The sequence below is a fragment of the Massilia sp. Masssp93 genome, assembly GCF_059491295.1.
Map to the genome: position 1 here is coordinate 2,700,661 of NZ_CP168502.1, position 20,823 is coordinate 2,721,483.

A 20,823-nucleotide genomic window follows, 5' to 3' on the forward strand; every position below is an offset into this window, starting at 1 on the left:
TCGCAGCGTTGCGGAACACAGTAATCAGAAACGAAGCCGTGTCTGTGTAGGAGTGGAGGCGACAGCCTGTCGAGTGATTGCCGGCCTGGGCCGGACAGCCCATGCGTCATCGGCCGACATGACCGTGCGGCGGCCTCCTACGCGGCGGCTCTGGCGCCGGCACTACCATGCATCTATCCGCCCCCACAGCCCACAGGAGACGATCATGTTTTCCCTGAAAAAACTTAGTCCGTCCATCACCGACATGATCCGCTTCGATCACTCGCACGTCATGGTGACGTTCCACCAGTACACCCGCGACAAGCGCCCGAGCGTCAAGAAAGCGCTGGCCGAGACGATCTGCGACGCGCTGGAGATCCACGCGACGCTCGAGGAAGAAATTTTCTATCCCGCCATCCGGCCGCGGGTCCACGACGAGAAGGTCATGGACAAGAGCGTGCCGGAACACGACGAGATGCGGGCCGTGATCGCCGAACTGCGGCGCACCGAGCCGACGTCGCCGCGCCACGACGACCTCGTGTTCGAACTGATGCGCGACGTCCAGCACCACGTGGCCGACGAGGAAACCGTGCTGCTGCCGGACGCCGAGCAGGCGCTCGGCAAGGACCGCCTGTCCGAGCTCGGCGCGCAGATGACGAAGCGCCGCCTGGAACTCGTGACGCCGAAGGCCGGCAAGATCGCCGCCAACACGGCCGTCGGCTTTTCCGGCAGCACGGCCGCCATCGTCGTGGGCGTCGCGAGCGCCCTGTTCGCGGCCCGCGCCTTCACCCGCAAGTCCGCCTGACCGTCGTTTTCCGCAGCGGCGCAAGCCGCCTGCGCTCCCCCGGCACGGCGTGACCTCGCGCCTGCCCCGCCCGCAATCGCGTCCGCGCGTGGTTGCGGGCTTCTACTTTATTGTCCCATCCAGCCAAGCAGCAAAGGCACCAGCCATGGCGCCAGCAACGCCGTCAGCACGCCGTTCATCCCCATGCCGAGGCCCGCGTAGGCACCCATCTCGGGGCTGACCTGGAACGCGCGCGCCGTGCCGATGCCGTGCGACGCCACGCCCAGCGCCAGGCCCTGCGCCGCGTGCGAATCGATGCGCAGGGCCTTCATCAGGAAGCGCGCCGTGACGGCGCCGAAGATGCCCGTGCAGATCACGAGGACGGCCGTCAGCGCGGGCACGCCGCCGAGGTGTTCCGACACGGCCATCGCGATGGGCGTCGTCGCCGACTTCGGTCCCAGCGAGCGCGCCAGCTCCGGCGATGCGCCCATCAGCACGGCGATGCCGACGGCGCTGACGATCGCCGTCACGCAGCCGCACAGCAGCGCGCACGCGAGCGGAAACAGGCTGCGGCGCAGCCGCGGCATCTGGCGCGCGAGCGGCACGGCGAGGGCCACGGTGGCGGGACCGAGCAGGAAGTGGACGAACTGGGCGCCGGCGAAATAGCGCGGGTACGACATGCCGCTCGCCGCCAGCACGAGGCTCACGAGCGCGATCGCGATGGCGACCGGATTGGCGAGCGGCGAAAAGCCGCAGCGCGCGTACACCCATTGCGCGAACACGTAGGCGCACAGGGTGACGGTGAGGCCCAGCAACGGGGAGGCCGACAGGTAGACCCAGAAGTGGGTGAAGTCCTGGAGGTTAAACATCGCCGCCTCCCCTTTGGCGAGCCGGCGTCAGCGCATCGCCGCCCTCGCCCCGCCGGTCGGCCGGCGTCAGCGCCTGCAGCACGAGCGCGGTGACGGCCAGCGTCAGGAGCGTGCTGCCGACGACGGCCGCGCAGATGGCCAGCCAGTGTCCGCTGCCGCTGGCCGCCGCCACGACGATGCCGACGCCGGCCGGCACGAACAGCAGCGACAGGTGGCGCAGCAACTCGTTCGCGCCCGCCTCCACGACCTCGTGCAGGCGCGGAAACCCGACGAGGGCCACGAGCAACAGCAGCATCCCGGCGACGGGCCCGGGAACGGGCACCTTGAACAGGAATACGAATCCTTCCCCGAGACACTGGAAGACGAGGAGTACGGCAAACGCGAGCAGCAAGAGACCTCCGGCGATGGCATGCGGCCACGAGCGGCCGCGATCACCGAAGGATAGCAGTTATGGCCGGCGCCGCGGCGGCCGCACGGGACTCACGCCGCCGCGAGTGCCTTCCTGGCCGGCGGTGCGCCGAGGGCGGGACGCGCCGGCGCGGCGGCCGCGCCGTCGAGGCGGAACTGGCCCACGAGCGACACGAGCAGGTCGGCCTGCTGGTGCAGGCTGTCGGCCGCGGCGGCCGCCTCCTCGACGAGGGCGGCATTCTGCTGCGTCGTGCCGTCCATCTGCACGATCGCCTGGTTGACCTGGCCGATGCCCGTGCTCTGCTCCGCGCTGGCGGCGCTGATCTCGGCCACGATGTCGCTCACGCGGCGCACGCTGGCGACGACGTCCGCCATCGTGCGGCCCGCGTCCTGCACGAGGGCGCTGCCCGCTTCGACCTTGCCGGAGGCATCGCCGATGAGGGCCTTGATCTCCTTCGCCGCGCCGGCGCTGCGCTGGGCCAGTCCGCGCACCTCGCTGGCGACGACGGCGAAGCCGCGGCCCTGTTCGCCGGCGCGCGCCGCTTCGACGGCCGCGTTCAGGGCGAGGATGTTGGTCTGGAACGCGATGCTGTCGATCACGCCGATGATGTCGACGACCTTGCGCGACGCCGTGTCGATGGCCGCCATCGTCTCGACGACTTCCGCCACGACGGTGCCGCCGCGGCGGGCCGTATCCGATGCGGACAGGGCGAGCTGGTTGGCCTGGCGCGCGTTGTCGGCGTTCTGCTTGACGGTCGACGTCAGCTGCTCCATCGACGCCGCCGTCTCTTCCAGCGCGCCGGCCTGTTGTTCGGTGCGGCCGGACAGGTCGATATTGCCCTGGCTGATTTCGACGCTGGCGGCGGCGACGCTGCCCGCGCTTTCGCGCACCTGCACGAGCACCTGCTGGATCTTGGTGACGAAGCCGTTGAAGCCGGCCGCGATCATCGCCAGCTCGTCGCGGCCGCGCGCGTCCAGGCGGGCGTTCAGGTCGGCGTTGCCGCTCGCGAGGTCCGTCATGGTGGCGCCGAGGACGCGCAGGGGACGGGTCAGGCGGCGCTGCACGGCGACCATCACGATCGCCGCCACGATGGCGCAGATGAGCGACGCAAACAGCGAATAGCCCATCAGCTGGCGCGCGCTGGCCGTCGCCTCGCTGTGCGGGAACGACAGCTTGACCGCCCACGGCGCGATGTCCGGATGCAGGCGCAGGGGTTCGATCAGGTGCTCCATGCCGGCGCGGTCGACGTATTCATAGCGCTCGCCGGCGCGCACGGCCGCCAGCGCGGCGGGCGGCAGGTCGTCGGCCTTCTTGCCGTTCCTGGCCGCGTCCGGGTGGCTCGCGTACAGGCCCCCGTTCGAGATGAGCGACAGCCGGCCGCCGGCCAGCACCTTGATGCCGCCGAGGATCTCGCCCAGGTGCGTCAGCTGGAAATCGGCGCTGGCCGTGCCGCGGAACTCGCCCTTGACGAGGATCGGCGCGACGAGCGACGCCATCATGACGTCCTTGCCGTTGACCGGGTACGAATACGGCTCGGTGAAGAATACCTTGCGCGTGCGCTTGGGCACGTCGTACCAGTCGTTGGCGCCCGGCGTGGTCGGCCACACGATCGGTTCCACGTGCATGGTGCCGTCCGCGTTGCGCGTGTAGTAAGGCATGTAGCGCCCGGTGGCGTCGTACTCGGGGCCCTTGCCGGCATAGTCGGCATCCTTGCCGTCCAGCGCGTCCGGTTCCCACGTCACGGCGCCGCCGATGAAGTCCTTCGCGCCGCGCACCGTTGCCTGGGTCATGGCGGCGATCTGTGGCCTGGCCGGCGCGATGTCGGCTTCGCGCAGCGCGCTCATGGCGCCCGCGAGGTTGGCGACGGCGCCGAGTTTCGCGCCGAGTTGCGCCTGCACGGCAGCGGCGGCTTCGCGCGCGGACGTGCGCGCCAGCTGCATGCTGGCGTCTTCGGCGTTGTCGCTGCTGCGCACGGCGATGACGGCCGACGTGACCGCGAGGCTCAATACGACGAGCGTCGTGGCCGTCGCGCAGATCTTCGCCGTCAGCGACAGCGACGACAGGGGGTTGCGGCTCATGTTCTCTCCTCGGGTCAGAATTTGCGGGTCAGCGACAGCACGACGGCGCGCCGCGCCACGTTCGACACCGCGAGGCGGCCGTCGGCGCGCGGGACGCCCGTCGTGTAGCGGTCGTAGACGCCGGTCGCGCCGATCGCGCGGGTATAGTTCACGGCGACGGTCCAGCCGTCTTCCAGCTGCCGGGTCAGGCCGGCCTTGAGGTCGCGCCAGTTCCAGATGTCGTTGCCGCTGCCGGCCACGCGGCCGTCGCCGGCATGCAGGTTCAGGGTCAGCGTCTTCGTCAGCGGATGGTCGGCGCCGACGTCCAGGTAGCCCGTGCCGCGGGCATTCTGGATGCCGAAGAAGTCGTGGCTGAACGTGTAGTTGTAGCGGGCGTAGAACGTCTTCCAGCTGACGCCGGCGGACAGCTCGCCATAGTCGAACGCCGTGTCCGTGGCCGTGATGCGCGCGCCCGGATACTTGTACCAGTAGACCAGCGCGGACCAGCCGACCGGGCCGGCCGTGCCGCTGTAGCCGCCGTACAGGTCCCATTCGACGGAACCCTTTTCGATGAAGCGGTCGCTGACGTTGATGACGGACGTGCCGGCCGACCAGCCGCTCGGGTGCGTGTAGTCGATCGCGGCCATCGCCGCCGGCCCGCCCCACGTCTGGCGGATGCCGCGCGAGATGTATTGCGAGCTGACGGAGACGGTCGCGCTCAGCGGGCTGTCCGCCGCCGGGGCCTCCGCCGTGATCGGTGCGTCCGCGGTCGCCTCGGCGGCATGTACGCACGGGCCGGCGGCCAGCAACAGGATAGTCAACGGGGCGATGCGCCGGATCGGCGCAAGCGCCGGTCGGAGTCGGGAGCTCATGGTGTCGGGAGGTCGGTTGTGACCGGCGCGGGACGCCACCTCGGAGATGGGCCTGGACTGGTCGGTTGTCGAAATTCGGTCGGCATTGATGCCGTACGGAAATTCTAGTGCCTGCTCAGCCGCTTTTGCTTACAAACTGGAGGGAAATTCGAGGAAACCGTCGAAATGCGACGCGCACGCAACACTCAGATATTTGTCTGGAAATGAAGTGTACGAGCGTTCTTGGAATACTTGTAACGCCTGTGGTTGAACGCGTGGACACGGGGTGCCCACCCTACCCGCCGGAAGAGCCGGCGTTTTTTGTAGCAGTAGGGTGGGCTCCCCGAGCCCACCGTGCCTAAGCGTTTACGCGGCGGTCTTGAGCGCCCCGCGCTTCAGCTGGTCGCGCTCGATCGATTCGAACAAGGCCTTGAAATTGCCCTCGCCAAAGCCCTCGTCGCCCTTGCGCTGGATGAATTCGAAGAACACGGGACCCAGTTGCGTTTCCGAGAAGATCTGCAGCAGCAGGCGCTGGCTGCCGTCCTCGGTCGTGCCGTCGACGAGCAGGCCGCGCGCCTTGAGCGCTTCCACGTCCTGGCCGTGGCCCGGCAGGCGCGACTCCAGCATCTCGTAGTACGTGGCCGGCGGCGCGGCCATCAGCGGCACGCCGGCGGCGCGCAGGCCGTCGACGGTCGCGAAGATGTCTTCAGTCAGCAGCGCGATGTGCTGGATGCCTTCGCCGTTGTACTTGAGCAGGAATTCCTCGATCTGGCCGCCGCCCGCCTTGCCTTCCTCGTTCAGGGGGATGCGGATCTTGCCGTCCGGCGCCGTCATCGCCTTCGACGTCAGGCCCGTGTACTCGCCCTTGATGTCGAAATAGCGGATCTCGCGGAAGTTGAACAGCTTCTCGTAGAAGCCGGCCCAGTAGCTCATCCGGCCGCGATAGACGTTGTGCGTGAGGTGGTCGATGAGTTTCAGGCCATGGCCGGCCGGGTGGCGTTCGGTGCCGTCGATCCATTCGAAGTCGATGTCATAAATCGATTTGCCGTCCTCGAACCGGTCGATCAGGTACAGCGGCGCGCCGCCGATGCCCTTGATGGCGGGCAGGCGCAGCTCCATGGGGCCGGTCGGGATGTCCAGCGGCTGGGCGCCCAGTTCGAGCGCGCGCGCATACGCCTTGTGTGCGTTCTGGACGCGGAACGCCATGCCGCAGGCCGACGGGCCGTGTTCCGCGGCGAAGTAATAGGCCGCGCTCTTCGGCTCGTTGTTGACGATGAAGTTGATGTCGCCCTGGCGGTACAGCACGACGTCCTTCGAGCGGTGCACGGCGACTTTCGTGAAGCCCAGCGCCTCGAACACGGGTTCCAGCACGCCCGGAGCGGGCGAGGCGAATTCCACGAATTCGAAGCCCATCAGCCCCATCGGATTGTCAAACAGGTCGGCCATTGTGTTGTCCTCTTTCATTAAGTTGTCAGCTCCTCCACGCGCCGCTCGTGGCGGCGCGCCGGCGACGCGTCTGCGGGATCATTCGGCAAACACGTCGGCAATCAGCCCCCGCAGCCACTGGATGCCGGGGTCGTGGTTGAAGCGCCGGTGCCAGAAGACGTTCGTCTGCAACGTCGGCAAGGCGAGCGGCGGTTCGATCCACTTCAGGCCGAACGGGCTTGCCGCGCTCTCGGCCAGTTTCTGCGGCACCGTCACCACCAGCTCGCTCGTGCCGACGATGTACGGGACCGCGGTGAAATGCGGCACCCGGAACCGGGCGCCGGCCGTCACCCCGGCCTTTTCCAGCAATCCATTGATGCGGTCATAAGGGCTCTGGGCCGCATCGACGATCAGGTGCGGCGCCGCCACGAAGCGCGCCAGGTCCACCTTCCCCTTCGCCAGCGGATGGTCCTTGCGGAACATGCTCACGAAGGGCTGCCGGAACAATGCCCGGTGGTACAACGCTTCCGACACATCCCCGAACGCGCCGATGGCGAGATCGACCCTGCCCGTCTCCATGTCGTCCTTCAAGGTGAGGCCGTTCGCCCGGACCGAGGCGATCTCCACGTGCGGCGCGCTCGACCGGCAACGCTCGATCAGCACCGGCATGAAGTACACCTCGCCCACGTCCGTCATCGCCAGCGTGAAGCGGCGGCTGCTCGTGGCCGGGTCGAACCGGCTGCGCTGCGACAGGGCCAGCGCCACCTGGGCCATCGCGGCGCCGATCGGCTCGGCCATCTGCTGCGCGAGCGGCGTCGGCTGCATGCCGTACGCCGTGCGCACGAACAGCTCGTCGCCGAACGTGCGCCGCAGCCGCGCCAGCGCGTTGCTCACCGCCGATTGCGTCAGGCCCAGGCGCCTTGCGGCGGCCGAGATCTGGCGTTCGCGGTAGACCTCCTGAAATACCGATAACAGATTCAGGTCGATGCTAGAGGGTTCGATCATGCACGAGATAGTGTTATTGATGGTCTAAATATTCTACATTTCTGTATTCACCTCGTAAAATCGGCCGCACTCCTCTAGAGTGTCGTAAACACCACGGATTCTGGAGATCTCTTGACTGCTTCGACCGAGTACATGTCCGGCTTCGGCAACGAATTCGCCACCGAGGCCCTGCCCGGCGCCCTGCCGGCGCACCGCAATTCGCCGCAGCGCGTCGCCTACGGCCTGTATGCGGAGCAACTCTCGGGCACGGCGTTCACGGCCCCGCGCAGCCACAACCGGCGCTCCTGGCTGTACCGCATCCGGCCCGCCGCGATGCACGGCGCGTTCGAGCCCATGAGCAACGGCCGCATCGCCGCCGGATTCGAGGGCGTCGCCCCGTCGCCCAACCAGATGCGCTGGAGCCCGCTGCCGATGCCCGGCGTGCCCACCGACTTCGTCGACGGCCTCGTGACGATGGCCGGCAACGGCGCGCCGGCCGCGATGTCCGGCTGCGCCATCCACGTGTACGCGACGAACCGCCCCATGCGCGGACGCTGGTTTTATTCCGCCGACGGTGAGCTGCTGATCGTGCCGCAGCAGGGCCGGCTCGCGCTCGCCACCGAATTCGGGCGCATCGAGGTGGAACCGCAGGAGATCGCCGTGATCCCGCGCGGCGTGCGGTTTGCCGTCGACCTGCCGGACGGCGCGGCGCGCGGCTATGTCTGCGAAAACTTCGGCGCCCTGCTGCGCCTGCCAGACCTCGGTCCGATCGGCTCGAACGGCCTGGCCAATCCGCGCGACTTCCTCACGCCCGTCGCGCGCTACGAGGACGTCGAGGGGGATTTCGAACTCGTCGCGAAGTTCGGCGGCAACCTGTGGCGTGCCGGCATCCGCCACTCGCCGCTGGACGTCGTCGCCTGGCACGGCAACTACGCGCCCTACAAGTACGACCTGCGCCATTTCAACACGATCGGCTCGATCAGCTACGACCACCCGGACCCGTCGATCTTCCTCGTGCTGCAGGCGCCGTCCGACACGCCCGGCGTCGACACGCTCGACTTCGTCATCTTCCCGCCGCGCTGGCTCGCCGGCGAGGACACGTTCCGTCCGCCCTGGTTCCACCGCAACGTCGCGAGCGAGTTCATGGGTCTCGTGCACGGTGCCTACGACGCGAAGGCGGACGGTTTCGTGCCCGGCGGTGCCAGCCTGCACAATTGCATGAGCGGACACGGCCCGGACGCCGCCACGTTCGACAAGGCCAGCAGCGCCGACACGAGCCGCCCGCACAAGGTCACGGACACGATGGCGTTCATGTTCGAGACCCGTACGCCGCTCGTCGCCACGCCGTACGCGCTGCAGTCGCCCCAGCTGCAGGGCAATTACCAGGACTGCTGGGCGGGGATCGCGAAGCATTTCGATCCAGGCCAGCCCTGAAAGCCCGGCTGCAAGGCACCGTCGCCCGCGCGGCGCACCGCAGCCCCGCAAAGTACCGTCGCCCCCGCGGAGGCGGGGGTCCAATTTCGCTCGCCACCCCGCTGCGCCAGGGAACTTGGGTTCCCGCCTCCGCGGGAACGACGTAAAACCGGTCCGGGAACGAAATAAGCCGGTCCGGGAACGACGTAAACCGGTCCGGGAATCACGCTGGTTTGTCCGGTACGTGGCTCGTCCTGTGCGACCTCCCCCGATTCCCCCATGCGATGATCGACCCGCCGGCAGGCGGCACGGGCCGTCCCGGCGGAGTTCGGGAAACGCATGGTCGACGTCGTCATCATCCTCGCCCTCATCCTGCTCAACGGCGTGTTCGCCATGTCCGAGCTCGCCATCGTCTCGGCCCGGCGCCTGCGCCTCGACCAGATGAAGGCCGGCGGCAATGCCGGCGCCGGCAGCGCGCTCGACCTGCATGAAGACCCGAGCCGCTTCCTGTCCACGGTGCAGGTCGGCATCACCCTCATCAGCATCTTCAACGGCGCGTACGGCGAAGCGTCGCTGACGGCACGCCTGACGCCCAGGCTGGCCGGGCTCGGCGTGGCCGACGGGTATGCGCGGTCGGTGTCCCTGGTCATCGTCGTGTTCGGCATCACGTTCGCCTCGATCGTGCTGGGCGAACTGGTGCCCAAGCGCATCGCGATCCTGTATCCGGAACAGCTGGCGGCGGCGAGCGCGCGGCCGCTGCAGTTCCTGGCGCGCCTCGCGCACCCGTTCGTGCGGCTGCTGGCGATGGCGACGGACGGGATCATGCGCCTGCTCGGCATGCACCACCGCAAGGACGATACGCCGACCGAGGAAGAAGTGACCGGCATGATCAAGGAAAGCGCCGAGGCCGGCGTGTTCGAAAAGGCCGAGTACGACATCGCCGCGCGCGCGCTGCGGCTGGACGACTGGCACCTGCGCGCGCTGATGACGCCGCGCGTCGACCTGGAATTCCTCGACCTCGACCAGCCCCTGGAGCGCAATCTTGCCCGCATCGCGGACTCCCCGTACAGCCGCTTCCCCGTCTACCGCGGCGACCGCTCGCAAGTGCTCGGTATCGTGCGCGCGCGCAACCTGTTCGGGCAGGCCATCCGCGGCCAGTGCTTGCCGTGCATCGACATCGGCGCGGCCGTCGAGCCCATCCTGTACGTGCCGGATTCGAGCAGCGCCATCGACCTGCTGGAACAGCTCAAGCAGGGCCGGGTGGAACTGGCGATGATCGTGGACGAATACGGCGACATCCAGGGCATGGTCACGTTGACGGACGTGATGAGCGCGCTCGTCGGCGATGTGACGCCGACGGGCGACCACGGCGAACCGGACGCCGTCAGGCGCGAGGACGGCAGCTGGCTGGTGGACGGCGGCATGGTGCTCGACCGCTTCCGCCACCTGACCGGCACCGGCGTGCGCTTCCCCGACGAGGACGGCGGCGCGTACCATACGCTGGCCGGCTTCGTGCTGTACCAGCTGGCCGTGATCCCGCACGCCGGCGACCGGCTGGACTGGGACGGCTGGCGGTTCGAAGTCGTCGACATGGACGGCAACCGCATCGACCGCCTGCTCGTGGCGCAGCTCGCGGACCGCCGCGCCTGAATCCGGCGGAACCCTTGGCCGGTTTGGCGATCCTACGAGCGCAGGACGCCAAACAATATATTGAAATATATATTGTAATCTTATAGACTGATTGCATGGACATCGCCACCACACCCGCGCCGGACGCCATGCGCGCCGCCGCCCTGCAGGCCGGGGGGCTGCTGAAGGCCCTCGCGAATCCGGACCGCCTGCTGCTGCTGTGCCAACTCACGCAGGGCGAGCAGCCCGTCGGCGCGCTGGAAGCCGCGCTCGACATCCGCCAGCCGACGCTGTCCCAGCAACTGGGCGTGCTGCGCCAGGAAGGCCTCGTCGCCACGCGGCGCGAGGGCAAGCAGATTTTCTACCGCGTGGCCAGTCCGGAAGCGCTGGCCGTGCTGCAGCTGTTATACCGGCTTTATTGTCCCAAGGAGGACTGATCATGCGCATCGACTGGCTTCACTTCACACCGTGGGCATCGCTCGCGGGCGGCATCCTCATCGGCCTGGCGACGGCGCTGCTGCTGCTCGCCAACGGCCGCGTCGCGGGCATCAGCGGCATCCTCGGCGGCCTGTTGCGGCCCGCGCGCGGCGACGTCGCCTGGCGCGTGGCTTTCGTCGGCGGCCTGTTCCTGGCGCCCGTCGTCTGGCTGGCCCTGCGCGCGATGCCGCCAGCGCAGATCGACCACTCGCCCGTCCTGCTCGCTGCCGGCGGCCTGCTCGTCGGGATCGGCACGCGTTTCGGTTCCGGCTGCACGAGCGGCCATGGCGTGTGCGGCATCGCGCGCCTGTCGCCCCGGTCGCTGCTGGCGACCGCCTGCTTCATCGGCGCCGGCGTCGCCACCGTCTTCGTCGTGCGCCACGTGTTCGGAGGCGCGCCATGAACGTCGTCACCGCCCTGCTGGCCGGCCTGCTGTTCGGCGCGGGCCTGATCCTGTCCGGGATGAGCAACCCGGCCAAGGTGCTCGCCTTCCTCGACGTGGCCGGCGTCTGGGACCCGTCGCTGCTGTTCGTGATGGCGGGCGCGATCCTCGTCGCCGCCGTCGCCTTCCGCTTCGCGCGCACGCGCGTGCGGCCCCTGTTCGGCAGCGTCATCCACGTGCCGGGCGCGGGCCGCATCGACGTGCCGCTCGTGCTGGGGAGCGTGACGTTCGGCGTCGGCTGGGGCCTCGTCGGCTACTGTCCCGGCCCGGCGCTGACGGCGCTGGCCGTCGGCGGCCGCTCCACGCTGCTGTTCGTTGCGGCCATGGTGGCCGGCATGGCAATATTCGAGGTAGCCGAGCGTATCCGCGCCGGCACCGAGGCCAATCGTGGCGCTACCCGCGCCGCGGCCGGTCCACCAGGAGACTGAATGCAGACCAATCCGATCCAGTTGTTCGACCCCGTATCGTCGACCTACACCTATATCATCGCCGGCCCGGGCAGCGACGCCGCCGTCATCATCGACCCGGTCGACCACCATTGCGAGCGCGACCTGGCCCACATCGCGCGCCTGGGCCTGCGGCTGGAATACATCCTCGAGACGCACGCCCACGCCGACCACGTCACGTCGGCCGGCCGCCTGCGCCAGCTGACGGGCGCGCACGCCGCCGTGCCGAGCGGCTGCGGCATCCCGCCCGCCGAAGTGCAACTGCACGACGGCGACGTGATCCGCTTCGGCGCCGGCGAAACGGTCGCCGTGCTGCACACGCCGGGCCACACGGCCGGCAGCATGTGCTACGTCTGGCGCGGCAACGTGTTCACGGGCGACACGCTGCTGATCGACGGCTGCGGCCGCACGGACTTCCAGGGCGGCAGCGCGGGCGCGCTGTACGACAGCATCACCCATCAACTGTTCGCGCTGCCGGACGCCACCCGCGTATGGCCGGCGCACGACTACAAGGGACAGGCCGTGTCGACCATCGGCTGGGAAAAGGCGCGCAATGCGCGCGTCGCCGGCCGCAGCCGCGACGAATTCATCGCCTTGATGGACAACCTGCGCCTGCCGCAGCCGAAGCTGATCGACATCGCCGTGCCGGCGAACCGCAATCTCGGCTTGCCGCACGGCGTTTGAACGCTTGCGCGGTGTTGCAACCTGGCCAGTAGGGTGGGCACCCCGTGCCCACGCGGACGTCGGCATTACGCAAGCGTTCGCGTGGGCGGAGGGCCGCCCACCCTCGTATCTTGACTGCCGCGACAGGTTCTTTCGCACATACGGCCACAGTAAAACCGGCCGCGTGGTCACAGGCACCACCGTTTCCATTAAAATCCTTGTCTTTTAGCAAGCGGACACCATGGCCTCCGACGACACCCAACTCCACCGCGGCCTCAAGAGCCGGCACATCCAGCTGATGGCCCTCGGCGGCGCCATCGGGACCGGGCTGTTCCTCGGCGTCGCGGAGACGGTCCGCCTGGCCGGGCCGTCCGTCCTGCTCGGCTACGCAATCGCGGGCCTCGTCGCCTTCCTGATCATGCGCCAGCTGTCCGAGATGATGGTCGACGAGCCCGTCGCCGGCTCGTTCGGGCACTTCGCCGACAAGTACTGCGGCCGCTTCGCCGGCTTCGTCTCGGGCTGGAATTACTGGGTGTTGTACGTGCTCGTCAGCATGGCCGAACTGTCCGCCGTCGGCATCTACGTGCAGTACTGGTTCCCGGACGTGCCGACGTGGGTGTCGGCGCTGGGCTGCTTCCTGCTCGCGAACGGCATCAGCCTCATCAACGTGCGCGCGTTCGGCGAAAGCGAATTCTGGTTTTCCGTCATCAAGGTGGCGGCCATCGTCGCGATGATCGTCTACGGCGTGTTCCTGCTGGCCAGCGGCGGCGCCGGACCGCAGGCGTCGGTCGCGAACCTGTGGACGCATGGCGGCTTCTTCGCCCACGGCATCAAGGGCCTCGTGATGTCGATGGCCATCATCATGTTTTCGTTCGGCGGCCTCGAAGTCATCGGCATCACGGCGGCCGAGGCGGCCGATCCTGCGCGCTCGATCCCGCGCGCGACGAACCAGACGCTGTGGCGCATCCTCGTCTTCTACGTCGGCGCGCTGGCCGTGCTGCTGGCGCTGTACCCGTGGGACCAGATCGTCCCCGGCGCCAGCCCGTTCGTCCTGATCTTCAAGGCGCTGGACGCCGGCATCGTCGCGCACGTGCTGAACGTCGTCGTGCTGACGGCCGCGCTGTCCGTCTACAACAGCTGTGTGTACTCGAACAGCCGCATGCTGTACGGCCTTGCCGTGCAGGGCCATGCGCCGCGCGCGCTGCTGCGCGTGAACGAACGCGGCGTGCCGCTGGCGTCGCTGGCCGTGTCGGCGGTCGCCACCGCGCTGTGCGTCGGCGTCAACTACGCGGTGCCGGGCAAGGCGCTGGGCCTGTTGATGGGTCTCGCCGTCGCCGGCATGCTGATCAACTGGGCGATGATCAGCTGGTCGCACCTGCGCTTCCGCGCCGCAAAGCGCGCGGCGGGCGTGCCGACGGCGTTCCCGAGCCCGCTCTACCCGTTCACCAACTGGGCGTGCCTGCTCTATCTCGCCGGGATCGTCGCGATCATGTATGCGACGCCCGAACTGCGGCCGTCCGTGTGGATGATCCCGGCCTGGCTCCTCGTGCTGGCGGTGGGGTATCGCATGGCCGAGGGCCGGCGCGCGCGGCTGGCCCGCGCCGTGTCCTGAAGGGGACGGCGCGATCGGGCGGGACGCGCTACACTCGGCCCGTCACGACTTGCGAGCCTGGCATGGAACAACAAGAATTCATCGATATCCTGAGGGCGGAAGGCTATGCGGAACCCGTCCTCGTGCAGCGCGGGCCGGACGGCCGCCTCGACGACCACGCCCATCCGTTCGAAGCGAAGGGGCTGGTCCTGACCGGCGAGATGCGCATCCACGCGGGCGGCGAAATCAAGATCTACCGCGCCGGCGACGTATTCCACCTGCGCCGCGCCGAGCCGCACCGCGAGAGCTACGGGCCGGCCGGCGTGGCCTACCTGTCCGGCCGCCGTTAGACCCCCGCTGCCTTGCCGCGCGCGCATTCGTCCGCCAGCACGAGCACGGGCTGCGCGCCGGGAGGGCGGAACACGATGGCGAAGCAGTCGAACCAGTCCTGCGGATCGGGGCAGCCGTCGGCCAGCATGGCGCGGTAGTCGTCCTCGGCCTGGTAGGCATAGATGACGACGACTTCGCCGGCCACGGGCCCGAACCACGCCTCGTCGTCCGCGCGCGGGCGCACGCCGTCGCCGTGGCGGCCGCTCCAGCCGTGCTGCGCCGGATCGAACAACAGCACTTCGCGCCCGCACACGGGGCAGGCGGCATGGACCGGCGCGACCGGCGCCGCCACCGTCTTGCGGCCGAACAGGCCGCGCCGCTCCTGCCGCCGCGCCGTGCGCAGCCTGAGTTCCCAGCTGCCGCACGGGCAGCCGAGCCGGCGCGCGAGGAAGTCCGGCCCGTGCCGCAGCCCGCGCACGGCGGGGGCTGCGACGTTGGCCAGCATGAACGGCGCCAGGTTGGCGGGGATGCGGGCACCGAGCAGGGCAAGCAGGTCGGACACCGCAGGCTCCGGGATCAGAAGGAATCAGAAGTACTTTGACAGATAGTACACGCCGGAGTCCGGGAACACGGTCACGACACGCTTGCCCGCGAGCCTCGGCAGCATCTGCGCGATGCCGGCCGTGACGCACCCGCTCGACCCGCCGGCCAGGATGCCCTCTTCCGCCGCGAGCCGCCGGCACCAGTCCAGCGCCTCGTCGTCGTCGACCTGCACCACGTCGTCGACGACGCGCGGGTCGAAACTGCCGGACGGCTGGCGCTTGCCCACGCCTTCGACGACGCTCGCGAACGCGCCCTCGGCGGGCGCGTCGGTGACGACCGTGCGGTAGGCCGAATGGCGGGGCTCCACGCCGATCACCGTCAGCCCCGGCTTCTGCTCCTTGAGGTAGCGGCCGATCCCGGAGATCGTTCCGCCCGAGCCGATGCCGCACACGAAGACGTCGATCTCGCCCGCCAGTTGGCGCCACAGTTCCGGGCCGGTGTCGCGGTAATGAGCCTCGCGGTTCAGGGCCGAGCGGTACTGGTCGAGGTAGTGGACGTCGGCGCCCTGCGCGAGGCGCTCGGCCACGGCCTGGTAGCCGCCGGCCGGGTCCAGGCCGTCCTCCGGCGCGCACAAATGCACCTCGGCGCCATAGGCACGGATGCGCTTGATCTTTTCGATGCTCGTCGTCTGCGGCACGGTGACGTCGCACTGCAGGCCCAGCACCGCGCTGGCCATCGCGAGCGCGGCGCCCGTGTTGCCGGACGAGCTCTCGACGACGCGCGCCGTGCCTGGCGGCAGGCTCTTCAGCATGTGGCGCACCATGCGGTCCTTGATGCTGCCGCCCGGGTTCATGTATTCCAGCTTCGCCACCACGTCCAGGCCGGCGAACATGCGGGCCAGCCTGACGACGGGCGTGTTGCCGATCGCGTCCATCACGGAAGATTTGACTTGGGATTCCACGCCGCTCCTTTCTTTGAGATTGCCGCTAAGAAAGACTAGCACAACAATTCATTCGACGGCGTCGGATTGAAATGGCGTGCGCGCGGCCAGGATGATGCCCGTACCTTAACCGGCCACGGGGCATTCCCGCAAGCTATGTTCGTGCCGCCGTGACTGAATTGGTTCAATGGAGCAAACGTAATGTCTGGGTGACAATGTGCGTATTTGTCCGATGGGTTCGTTTGCTAAGCTTCGTTTCCCAAGAAAACGATTCCAAAGGATGCACGCATGCCCTCTCTGTTCCGCGCCACGGTGCTCGCCGCTGCCCTGGCCGCCGCGCTCCCCGCCACCGCAGCCGTCGACCTGGGGGCGCAGATCCCCGTCGGCCCCCAGGTCAAGGTCGGCAAGCTGGCCAACGGCCTGACGTGGTACGTCCAGCGCAACGGCAAGCCCGAGCACCGCGTCGAACTGCGGCTCGTCGTCAAGGCCGGTTCCGTGCTGGAAGACGACGACCAGCAGGGCCTGGCGCACATGGTCGAACACCTGGCGTTCAACGGCTCGACCCATTTCAAGAAGCAGGAGTTGATCTCCTATCTGCAATCGATCGGCGTGAAGTTCGGTGCCGACGTGAACGCCTACACGGACCGGGACGAAACGGTGTACATGCTGCCCGTGCCCACCGACCGCAAGGACAACGTCGAGACGGCCTTCACGGTGCTGGAAGACTGGGCCCACGGCCTGACGCTGAACGCGGACGACATCGACAAGGAGCGTGCCATCGTCCTCGAAGAAGCGCGCCTGCGCAAGGGCGCGGCCGAGCGCATGCAGAAGGCGCTGGCACCGAAGCTGTTCAACGGATCGCGCTACGCGTTGCGCGAGCCGATCGGCAAGGAAGACGTGATCCGCAACGCGAAGCCGGACGCCCTGCGCCGCTTCTACCATGACTGGTATCGGCCCGACCTGATGGCGGTGATCGTCGTGGGCGACATCGATCCGGCCGACGCCGAGCGTCTCGTCAAGGCGCATTTCGGCGGGCTGGCGAATCCGCCGCACGAGCGGGTCCGCGCCTATCCGGACATCGCCGCGCGTGCCACGACCGAGGCGTTCGTGTTCGCCGACGACGAGATCCCCGGCAACGCCGTCACCATCCACTATCCCGTGCGCTTCGAACCGGTCACCGGCACGTACGGCGACTATCGCAACAAGGTCGTGAACGGCCTGGCCACCCTCCTGCTGAACCTGCGCCTGCGCGAGCTGACCCAGCAGGCAAATCCGCCGTTCCTCGGCGCCGGCGCGAACACCGTGCCCCTGACGGCGCAGCACAAGGCGTTCATGGCGAGCGCTTCCCTCGGCGCGGGCGGCGCGGCGCCCGCCATCGCGGCCCTGGAGCAGGAGCAGCAGCGCGTGCGCCAGTTCGGCTTCACCGAGGCGGAGCTGGAGCGTGCGCGCAAGATGGCCCTGAGCGGGATGGAACGCGGGCTCAAGGAACGTGACACGACCGACTCGTCGTCCTATGTCGCCGAATACCAGCGCAACTTCCTCGCCGGCGAGTCCCTGCCGGGCATCGACGCCGAATTCCGCCTCGTGCAGGAATTGCTGCCGACGATCACGGTGGCCGACCTCAACGCCGCCGCGCGCAAGGCCTTCCCGGCCGACGCCGCCAGGCTCATCGTGTACGCGGGCAACACCAAGACGGGCCCCGCGCCCACGACCGCGCAGCTGCTGGCCGACGATGCCGCGGCCAGCCACGCGCAGGTCACGGACCACACCGAAAAGAAGGTCGCGCAACACTTGATGGCGCGTCCCGCGGCGCCGGGCCGCATCGTGGCGGAGACCCGCGACGAGACGCTCGGCCTGACCCGCCTGACGTTGTCGAACGGCGTGCAGGTGATCCTGAAGCCGACGGCCTTCCGCAAGGACCAGGTGCTCCTCGGCGCCAAGCGCTTCGGCGGGCAGACGCTGTTCGACGAAAAGGACATCCCCAACGCGCGCGCCGCCAGCGGCCTGGCCGCCATGATGGGCCTGAAGGATTACGCACCGGCCGACCTGCAAAAGATGCTGGCGGGACGCGATGCCGCGGTGACCGCCGGCCTGGGCGACTACACCGACGAGATCAGCGGCCACTCGGGCAGCGGCGCGGAAGACATGGAAACGATGTTCCAGCTGCTGTGGCTGCGCTTCGACGGCGTGCGCCGCGACGAGGCGCTGTACAAGGCCTACATGGGGTCCCTGAACGAGATGGTGCGCAACCGCGCCGCGGCGCCCGAGCAGCGCTTCGGCGAAGCCGTCGCCGACACGCTGTACCAGGGCCACCCGTACGAGCTGCGCATGCCCAGGCAGGAAGACGTCGACAAGATCGACCTCGACCGGAGCCTCGCCCTGTACCGCCGGCGCTTCGCCAGCGCCCGGGGGATGACGTTCATCGTCGTCGGCGACTTCGACATGGCCGCGATGAAGCCGCTCGTCGCCGCCTACCTCGGCACGCTGCCCACGCCCGACCTGCCGCTCGCTTACCGCGACGTCGGGCTGCGCATCGCGAAGGGCGTCGTCAAGAAAGAGGTCCAGGCGGGCACGGAGCCCAAGAGCATCGTGTCGCTGACGTTCTCCGGGCCCGCCGCCTGGTCGCCGGCCGAGACGTTGCGCATGGGCGCGCTCATCGAAGTGATGAACCTGCGCGTGAACGCGGTGCTGCGCGAAAAGCTGGGACTGATCTATGCGGGCCAGATGGGCGGTGCGCTGCTGCGCATCCCGTACGAGCACTACGAAATCAGCGCGCAATTGCCGACCGGACCGGACAAGGTCGATCCGCTCGTGGCGGCGCTGTTCGCCGAAATCGACAGCGTCAAGGCAAACGGTCCGACCCAGGCCGAACTGGACAAGGTCAAGGCCAACTGGCGCCAGAATTTCATGCATTGGCAGCATGAAAACAACTACTGGGTGTCCAACCTCGAAGCGTCGCTGCTGGAAAACACGCCGCCCTCCCGCCTGCTGACGATCACGGACGAAGTCGAGAAGCTGACGGCCGCCGACGTGCAGGCGGCCGCACGGCGCTATTTCGACAAGGACAACTATGTCCAGGTCGTCCTGCAGCCCGAAGCGAAGCTGAAGACGGCCAGCATCGCCAAGTAAGCACCTGCCGCCGCGGGGCGTCGTTCCCGCGGCGGCAATAACTGCATTTAAGATGCATCTTTGCTAGAATGGGACGTCATCTTTCCATTTCAAGCAACGCATGCCCTCCCCCGCCATCACCGAATCGTCGATCATCCAGCTGGTCGACACGTTTTATGCACGCGTGCGCGACGACGCCCTGCTGTCCCCCGTGTTCGAAGCGAAGCTGGCCGGGCGCTGGCACGAGCACATGCCGCGCATGTACGCGTTCTGGACCAAGGTCCTGCTGGGCACCGGCGAGTTCCAGGGAAATGTGTTCGGCAAGCACATGGCGCTGTCCGGCATCGAGACGGAGCACTTCGTGCGCTGGCTCACGCTGTTTCGCCTGACGGCCGTCGACGTGTTCGGCGTCGACGGCGCGACGGAGGCGCTGGAAGTGGCCCAGCGCATCGCGTCCAGCCTGCAACTCGGCTTTTTCGGCGACATCCGCGTCTGACGGCGTCCCCCGCGCTCACCCTTTGCAGACGAAACCGTAGCGCGTCATCGTACAGGCGTGCTGGAAGCACTGGCGCTCGTCGTAGCCGTGGGCCCGGCATTGCATCAGCGTCTCTTCGCGCCGCTCGCGCGGCGACGGCGTGAGGGCGGCCGGCGCACGGTCCCGCGTCTCGTCCCGCGCTTCGGCGTGGCGCGCTTTCGCCACGGCGCGCTTGCGCGCGGACGCCGCGTGGCGTGGCGTGCGCCGGGGCGGTTCGACGTCGGCCGTCGCCGGGCCGGCCGCGGCGGGATGCGGCACGGCGGCCGCCGGCTCGGGCGCGGGCGCCGGCTGCAAGGGTGCATTCCCGACTTCCGGTTCGGGCGGCGCCGGGATCGGCCTCACCACGTCGGCAGCGGCGGCCGGCGCTCCGGCGGCCGGCGCCCCGGCGGCCGGCGCCCCGGCGGCGAACGCCTGCGCGCCGCTGGCCGCCACGGGCGGCGCCGGTGCCGGTGCCGGCGTCGGCGTCGGCGTCGTATTGGCCACGACCACGAGCGCCCCGTCGACGCGGTTTTCCTCGTACAGCCACAATCCGCCCGCCGCCAGGCCGGCCAGCAGGCCGCCGGCGATGCTCCAGGTGACGAGGCGGCGCGTCCACATGCTGCTCCAGGCCGGCGTTTCGCGCAGGGACGCTTCCGCGCGCATGCGGGCGGCGAGCCAGTCGGCTTCCGCCTCGGGCTGGACGGGACGCGGGATCGTGCCGGGATCGACGTGGGGTTCGGGTGGCCGCGGCGGCGGGACGTGGCTGCCGGGTGCCGGCGCCGCGGGCGTTTCGCGTGTTTCGGCTGGCGCGACGGGCGGCACGGGCCGGTGGCGCGCATGCTGCCCCGGCAACGTCGCCTCCTGCGCCGGCGCCGCCGTTTGCGGGGGCTGCGTCGCTTGCGGCGGCGCGGAAGCCGGCGCCGCGGGCCGACCTTGCGCGGCAGCCGCGGGCCGCTCTTGCGCGGCGCGCTCGGCCCACGCTTCGATGGCCGCGCCGAGGCCGCGGGCCGGCGTGTCCGGCGCGCGCTGCATGGCGCCCGGGTCCGCCCGCTGGACGGCCGCGCCGGCCTCGGCGCGCTGCCCGCCGGGGCCGTGCCAGACGGCCGGCCGCGGCCTCGCGGCCGGCGCCGCGCGGACGTCGTCCGGCGCCGCCTGCGCGGGCGTCGGTGCGGCGACTGGCGGCGGGTCCGTCGGCTTCGACGCCGATGGCGCCGAGCCGCTTTCCTGGAAGTCTTGCAACAGTTGGGTCTTCATCGTGCGGTGCGCAATCCGGATAACCGGATGGGCAGTGTACCGAATCCCGTCCAGGCGCGGAGCGCGGCTGCCCGCGCGGATCGTGTCTGCTTTCCGGCAGGCACGATCCGTATGA

At 69.0% G+C, this 20,823-nt stretch carries 20 protein-coding genes; 11 read left to right on the top strand and 9 right to left on the bottom strand.

Annotated elements, in window-relative coordinates; translation table 11 throughout:
* The first annotated feature begins 205 nt into the window (after window positions 1–205).
* Complete coding sequence (locus ACEN9Q_RS11205) at window positions 206–784, top strand: hemerythrin domain-containing protein (protein WP_495628449.1); 579 nt, start codon at window positions 206–208, stop codon at window positions 782–784.
* A gap of 107 nt (window positions 785–891) precedes the next feature.
* Here the strand turns inward: ACEN9Q_RS11205 and ACEN9Q_RS11210 are convergent, their stop codons facing one another.
* The 6 genes from ACEN9Q_RS11210 to ACEN9Q_RS11235 form a co-directional block, all read right to left on the bottom strand.
* Window positions 892–1,632, bottom strand: a complete 741-nt coding sequence (locus ACEN9Q_RS11210) for an LrgB family protein (RefSeq protein WP_495628450.1) — start codon at window positions 1,630–1,632, stop codon at window positions 892–894.
* Complete coding sequence (locus tag ACEN9Q_RS11215; RefSeq protein WP_495628451.1) at window positions 1,625–2,023, bottom strand: CidA/LrgA family protein; 399 nt, start codon at window positions 2,021–2,023, stop codon at window positions 1,625–1,627. Before ACEN9Q_RS11215 ends, ACEN9Q_RS11210 begins: the two co-directional genes overlap by 8 nt.
* An 89-nt stretch (window positions 2,024–2,112) precedes the next feature.
* Window positions 2,113–4,119 carry a methyl-accepting chemotaxis protein gene (locus ACEN9Q_RS11220; protein ID WP_495628452.1) on the bottom strand — a complete coding sequence of 669 codons (2,007 nt, stop codon included), beginning with the start codon at window positions 4,117–4,119 and terminating at the stop codon, window positions 2,113–2,115.
* 14 nt (window positions 4,120–4,133) lie between these two features.
* A complete protein-coding gene (locus ACEN9Q_RS11225; protein ID WP_495628453.1) occupies window positions 4,134–4,970 on the bottom strand; it encodes a TorF family putative porin in 837 nt (278 codons plus the stop codon).
* A gap of 345 nt (window positions 4,971–5,315) precedes the next feature.
* Window positions 5,316–6,395 (bottom strand): 4-hydroxyphenylpyruvate dioxygenase, encoded by a 1,080-nt coding sequence (gene hppD / locus ACEN9Q_RS11230; RefSeq protein ID WP_495628454.1) that lies wholly within the window; start codon window positions 6,393–6,395, stop codon window positions 5,316–5,318.
* Window positions 6,396–6,473: 78 nt separating this feature from the next.
* Window positions 6,474–7,379: a LysR family transcriptional regulator gene (locus ACEN9Q_RS11235; RefSeq protein WP_495628455.1), complete on the bottom strand. Its 906-nt coding sequence runs from the start codon at window positions 7,377–7,379 to the stop codon at window positions 6,474–6,476.
* Between the two features lie 132 nt (window positions 7,380–7,511).
* Here ACEN9Q_RS11235 and hmgA point away from each other — a divergent pair, with 132 nt between their 5' ends.
* The 8 genes from hmgA to ACEN9Q_RS11275 all read left to right on the top strand — a co-directional run bounded on the left by hmgA (window position 7,512) and on the right by ACEN9Q_RS11275 (window position 14,369).
* Window positions 7,512–8,792, top strand: a complete 1,281-nt coding sequence (hmgA, locus tag ACEN9Q_RS11240) for a homogentisate 1,2-dioxygenase (RefSeq protein ID WP_495628937.1) — start codon at window positions 7,512–7,514, stop codon at window positions 8,790–8,792.
* A 318-nt stretch (window positions 8,793–9,110) separates the two neighbouring features.
* Complete coding sequence (locus ACEN9Q_RS11245; RefSeq protein ID WP_056444671.1) at window positions 9,111–10,421, top strand: hemolysin family protein; 1,311 nt, start codon at window positions 9,111–9,113, stop codon at window positions 10,419–10,421.
* Between the two features lie 95 nt (window positions 10,422–10,516).
* Entirely contained in the window at window positions 10,517–10,837 is a 321-nt protein-coding gene (locus ACEN9Q_RS11250; RefSeq protein WP_056444668.1) for an ArsR/SmtB family transcription factor, read from the top strand.
* A gap of 2 nt (window positions 10,838–10,839) precedes the next feature.
* Entirely contained in the window at window positions 10,840–11,280 is a 441-nt protein-coding gene (locus tag ACEN9Q_RS11255) for a YeeE/YedE family protein (protein ID WP_056444667.1), read from the top strand.
* A complete protein-coding gene (locus ACEN9Q_RS11260) occupies window positions 11,277–11,747 on the top strand; it encodes a DUF6691 family protein (protein WP_495628456.1) in 471 nt (156 codons plus the stop codon). Before ACEN9Q_RS11255 ends, ACEN9Q_RS11260 begins: the two co-directional genes overlap by 4 nt.
* Entirely contained in the window at window positions 11,748–12,449 is a 702-nt protein-coding gene (locus tag ACEN9Q_RS11265) for an MBL fold metallo-hydrolase (RefSeq protein WP_056444660.1), read from the top strand.
* A 220-nt stretch (window positions 12,450–12,669) separates the two neighbouring features.
* Window positions 12,670–14,040: an amino acid permease gene (locus ACEN9Q_RS11270; RefSeq protein WP_495628457.1), complete on the top strand. Its 1,371-nt coding sequence runs from the start codon at window positions 12,670–12,672 to the stop codon at window positions 14,038–14,040.
* A gap of 62 nt (window positions 14,041–14,102) precedes the next feature.
* On the top strand, window positions 14,103–14,369 hold the full coding sequence (locus ACEN9Q_RS11275) for a cupin domain-containing protein (protein WP_056444654.1): 267 nt from the start codon (window positions 14,103–14,105) through the stop codon (window positions 14,367–14,369).
* Here the strand turns inward: ACEN9Q_RS11275 and ACEN9Q_RS11280 are convergent.
* Both ACEN9Q_RS11280 and ACEN9Q_RS11285 read right to left on the bottom strand, forming a co-directional pair.
* A complete protein-coding gene (locus ACEN9Q_RS11280; RefSeq protein WP_056444651.1) occupies window positions 14,366–14,911 on the bottom strand; it encodes a hypothetical protein in 546 nt (181 codons plus the stop codon). The two genes, ACEN9Q_RS11275 and ACEN9Q_RS11280, sit on opposite strands and share 4 nt — an antisense overlap.
* A gap of 24 nt (window positions 14,912–14,935) precedes the next feature.
* Window positions 14,936–15,853, bottom strand: a complete 918-nt coding sequence (locus tag ACEN9Q_RS11285; protein WP_495628458.1) for a PLP-dependent cysteine synthase family protein — start codon at window positions 15,851–15,853, stop codon at window positions 14,936–14,938.
* A gap of 267 nt (window positions 15,854–16,120) precedes the next feature.
* On the opposite strand from ACEN9Q_RS11285, the gene ACEN9Q_RS11290 reads away from it, so the two are divergent.
* Together ACEN9Q_RS11290 and ACEN9Q_RS11295 are read left to right on the top strand one after the other, a co-directional pair.
* Window positions 16,121–18,961 carry a M16 family metallopeptidase gene (locus ACEN9Q_RS11290; RefSeq protein WP_495628459.1) on the top strand — a complete coding sequence of 947 codons (2,841 nt, stop codon included), beginning with the start codon at window positions 16,121–16,123 and terminating at the stop codon, window positions 18,959–18,961.
* A gap of 100 nt (window positions 18,962–19,061) precedes the next feature.
* A complete protein-coding gene (locus tag ACEN9Q_RS11295; protein WP_056444641.1) occupies window positions 19,062–19,436 on the top strand; it encodes a group III truncated hemoglobin in 375 nt (124 codons plus the stop codon).
* 15 nt (window positions 19,437–19,451) lie between these two features.
* Here the strand turns inward: ACEN9Q_RS11295 and ACEN9Q_RS11300 are convergent, their stop codons facing one another.
* Window positions 19,452–20,708 (bottom strand): hypothetical protein, encoded by a 1,257-nt coding sequence (locus ACEN9Q_RS11300; RefSeq protein WP_495628460.1) that lies wholly within the window; start codon window positions 20,706–20,708, stop codon window positions 19,452–19,454.
* Window positions 20,709–20,823: the final 115 nt, after the last annotated feature.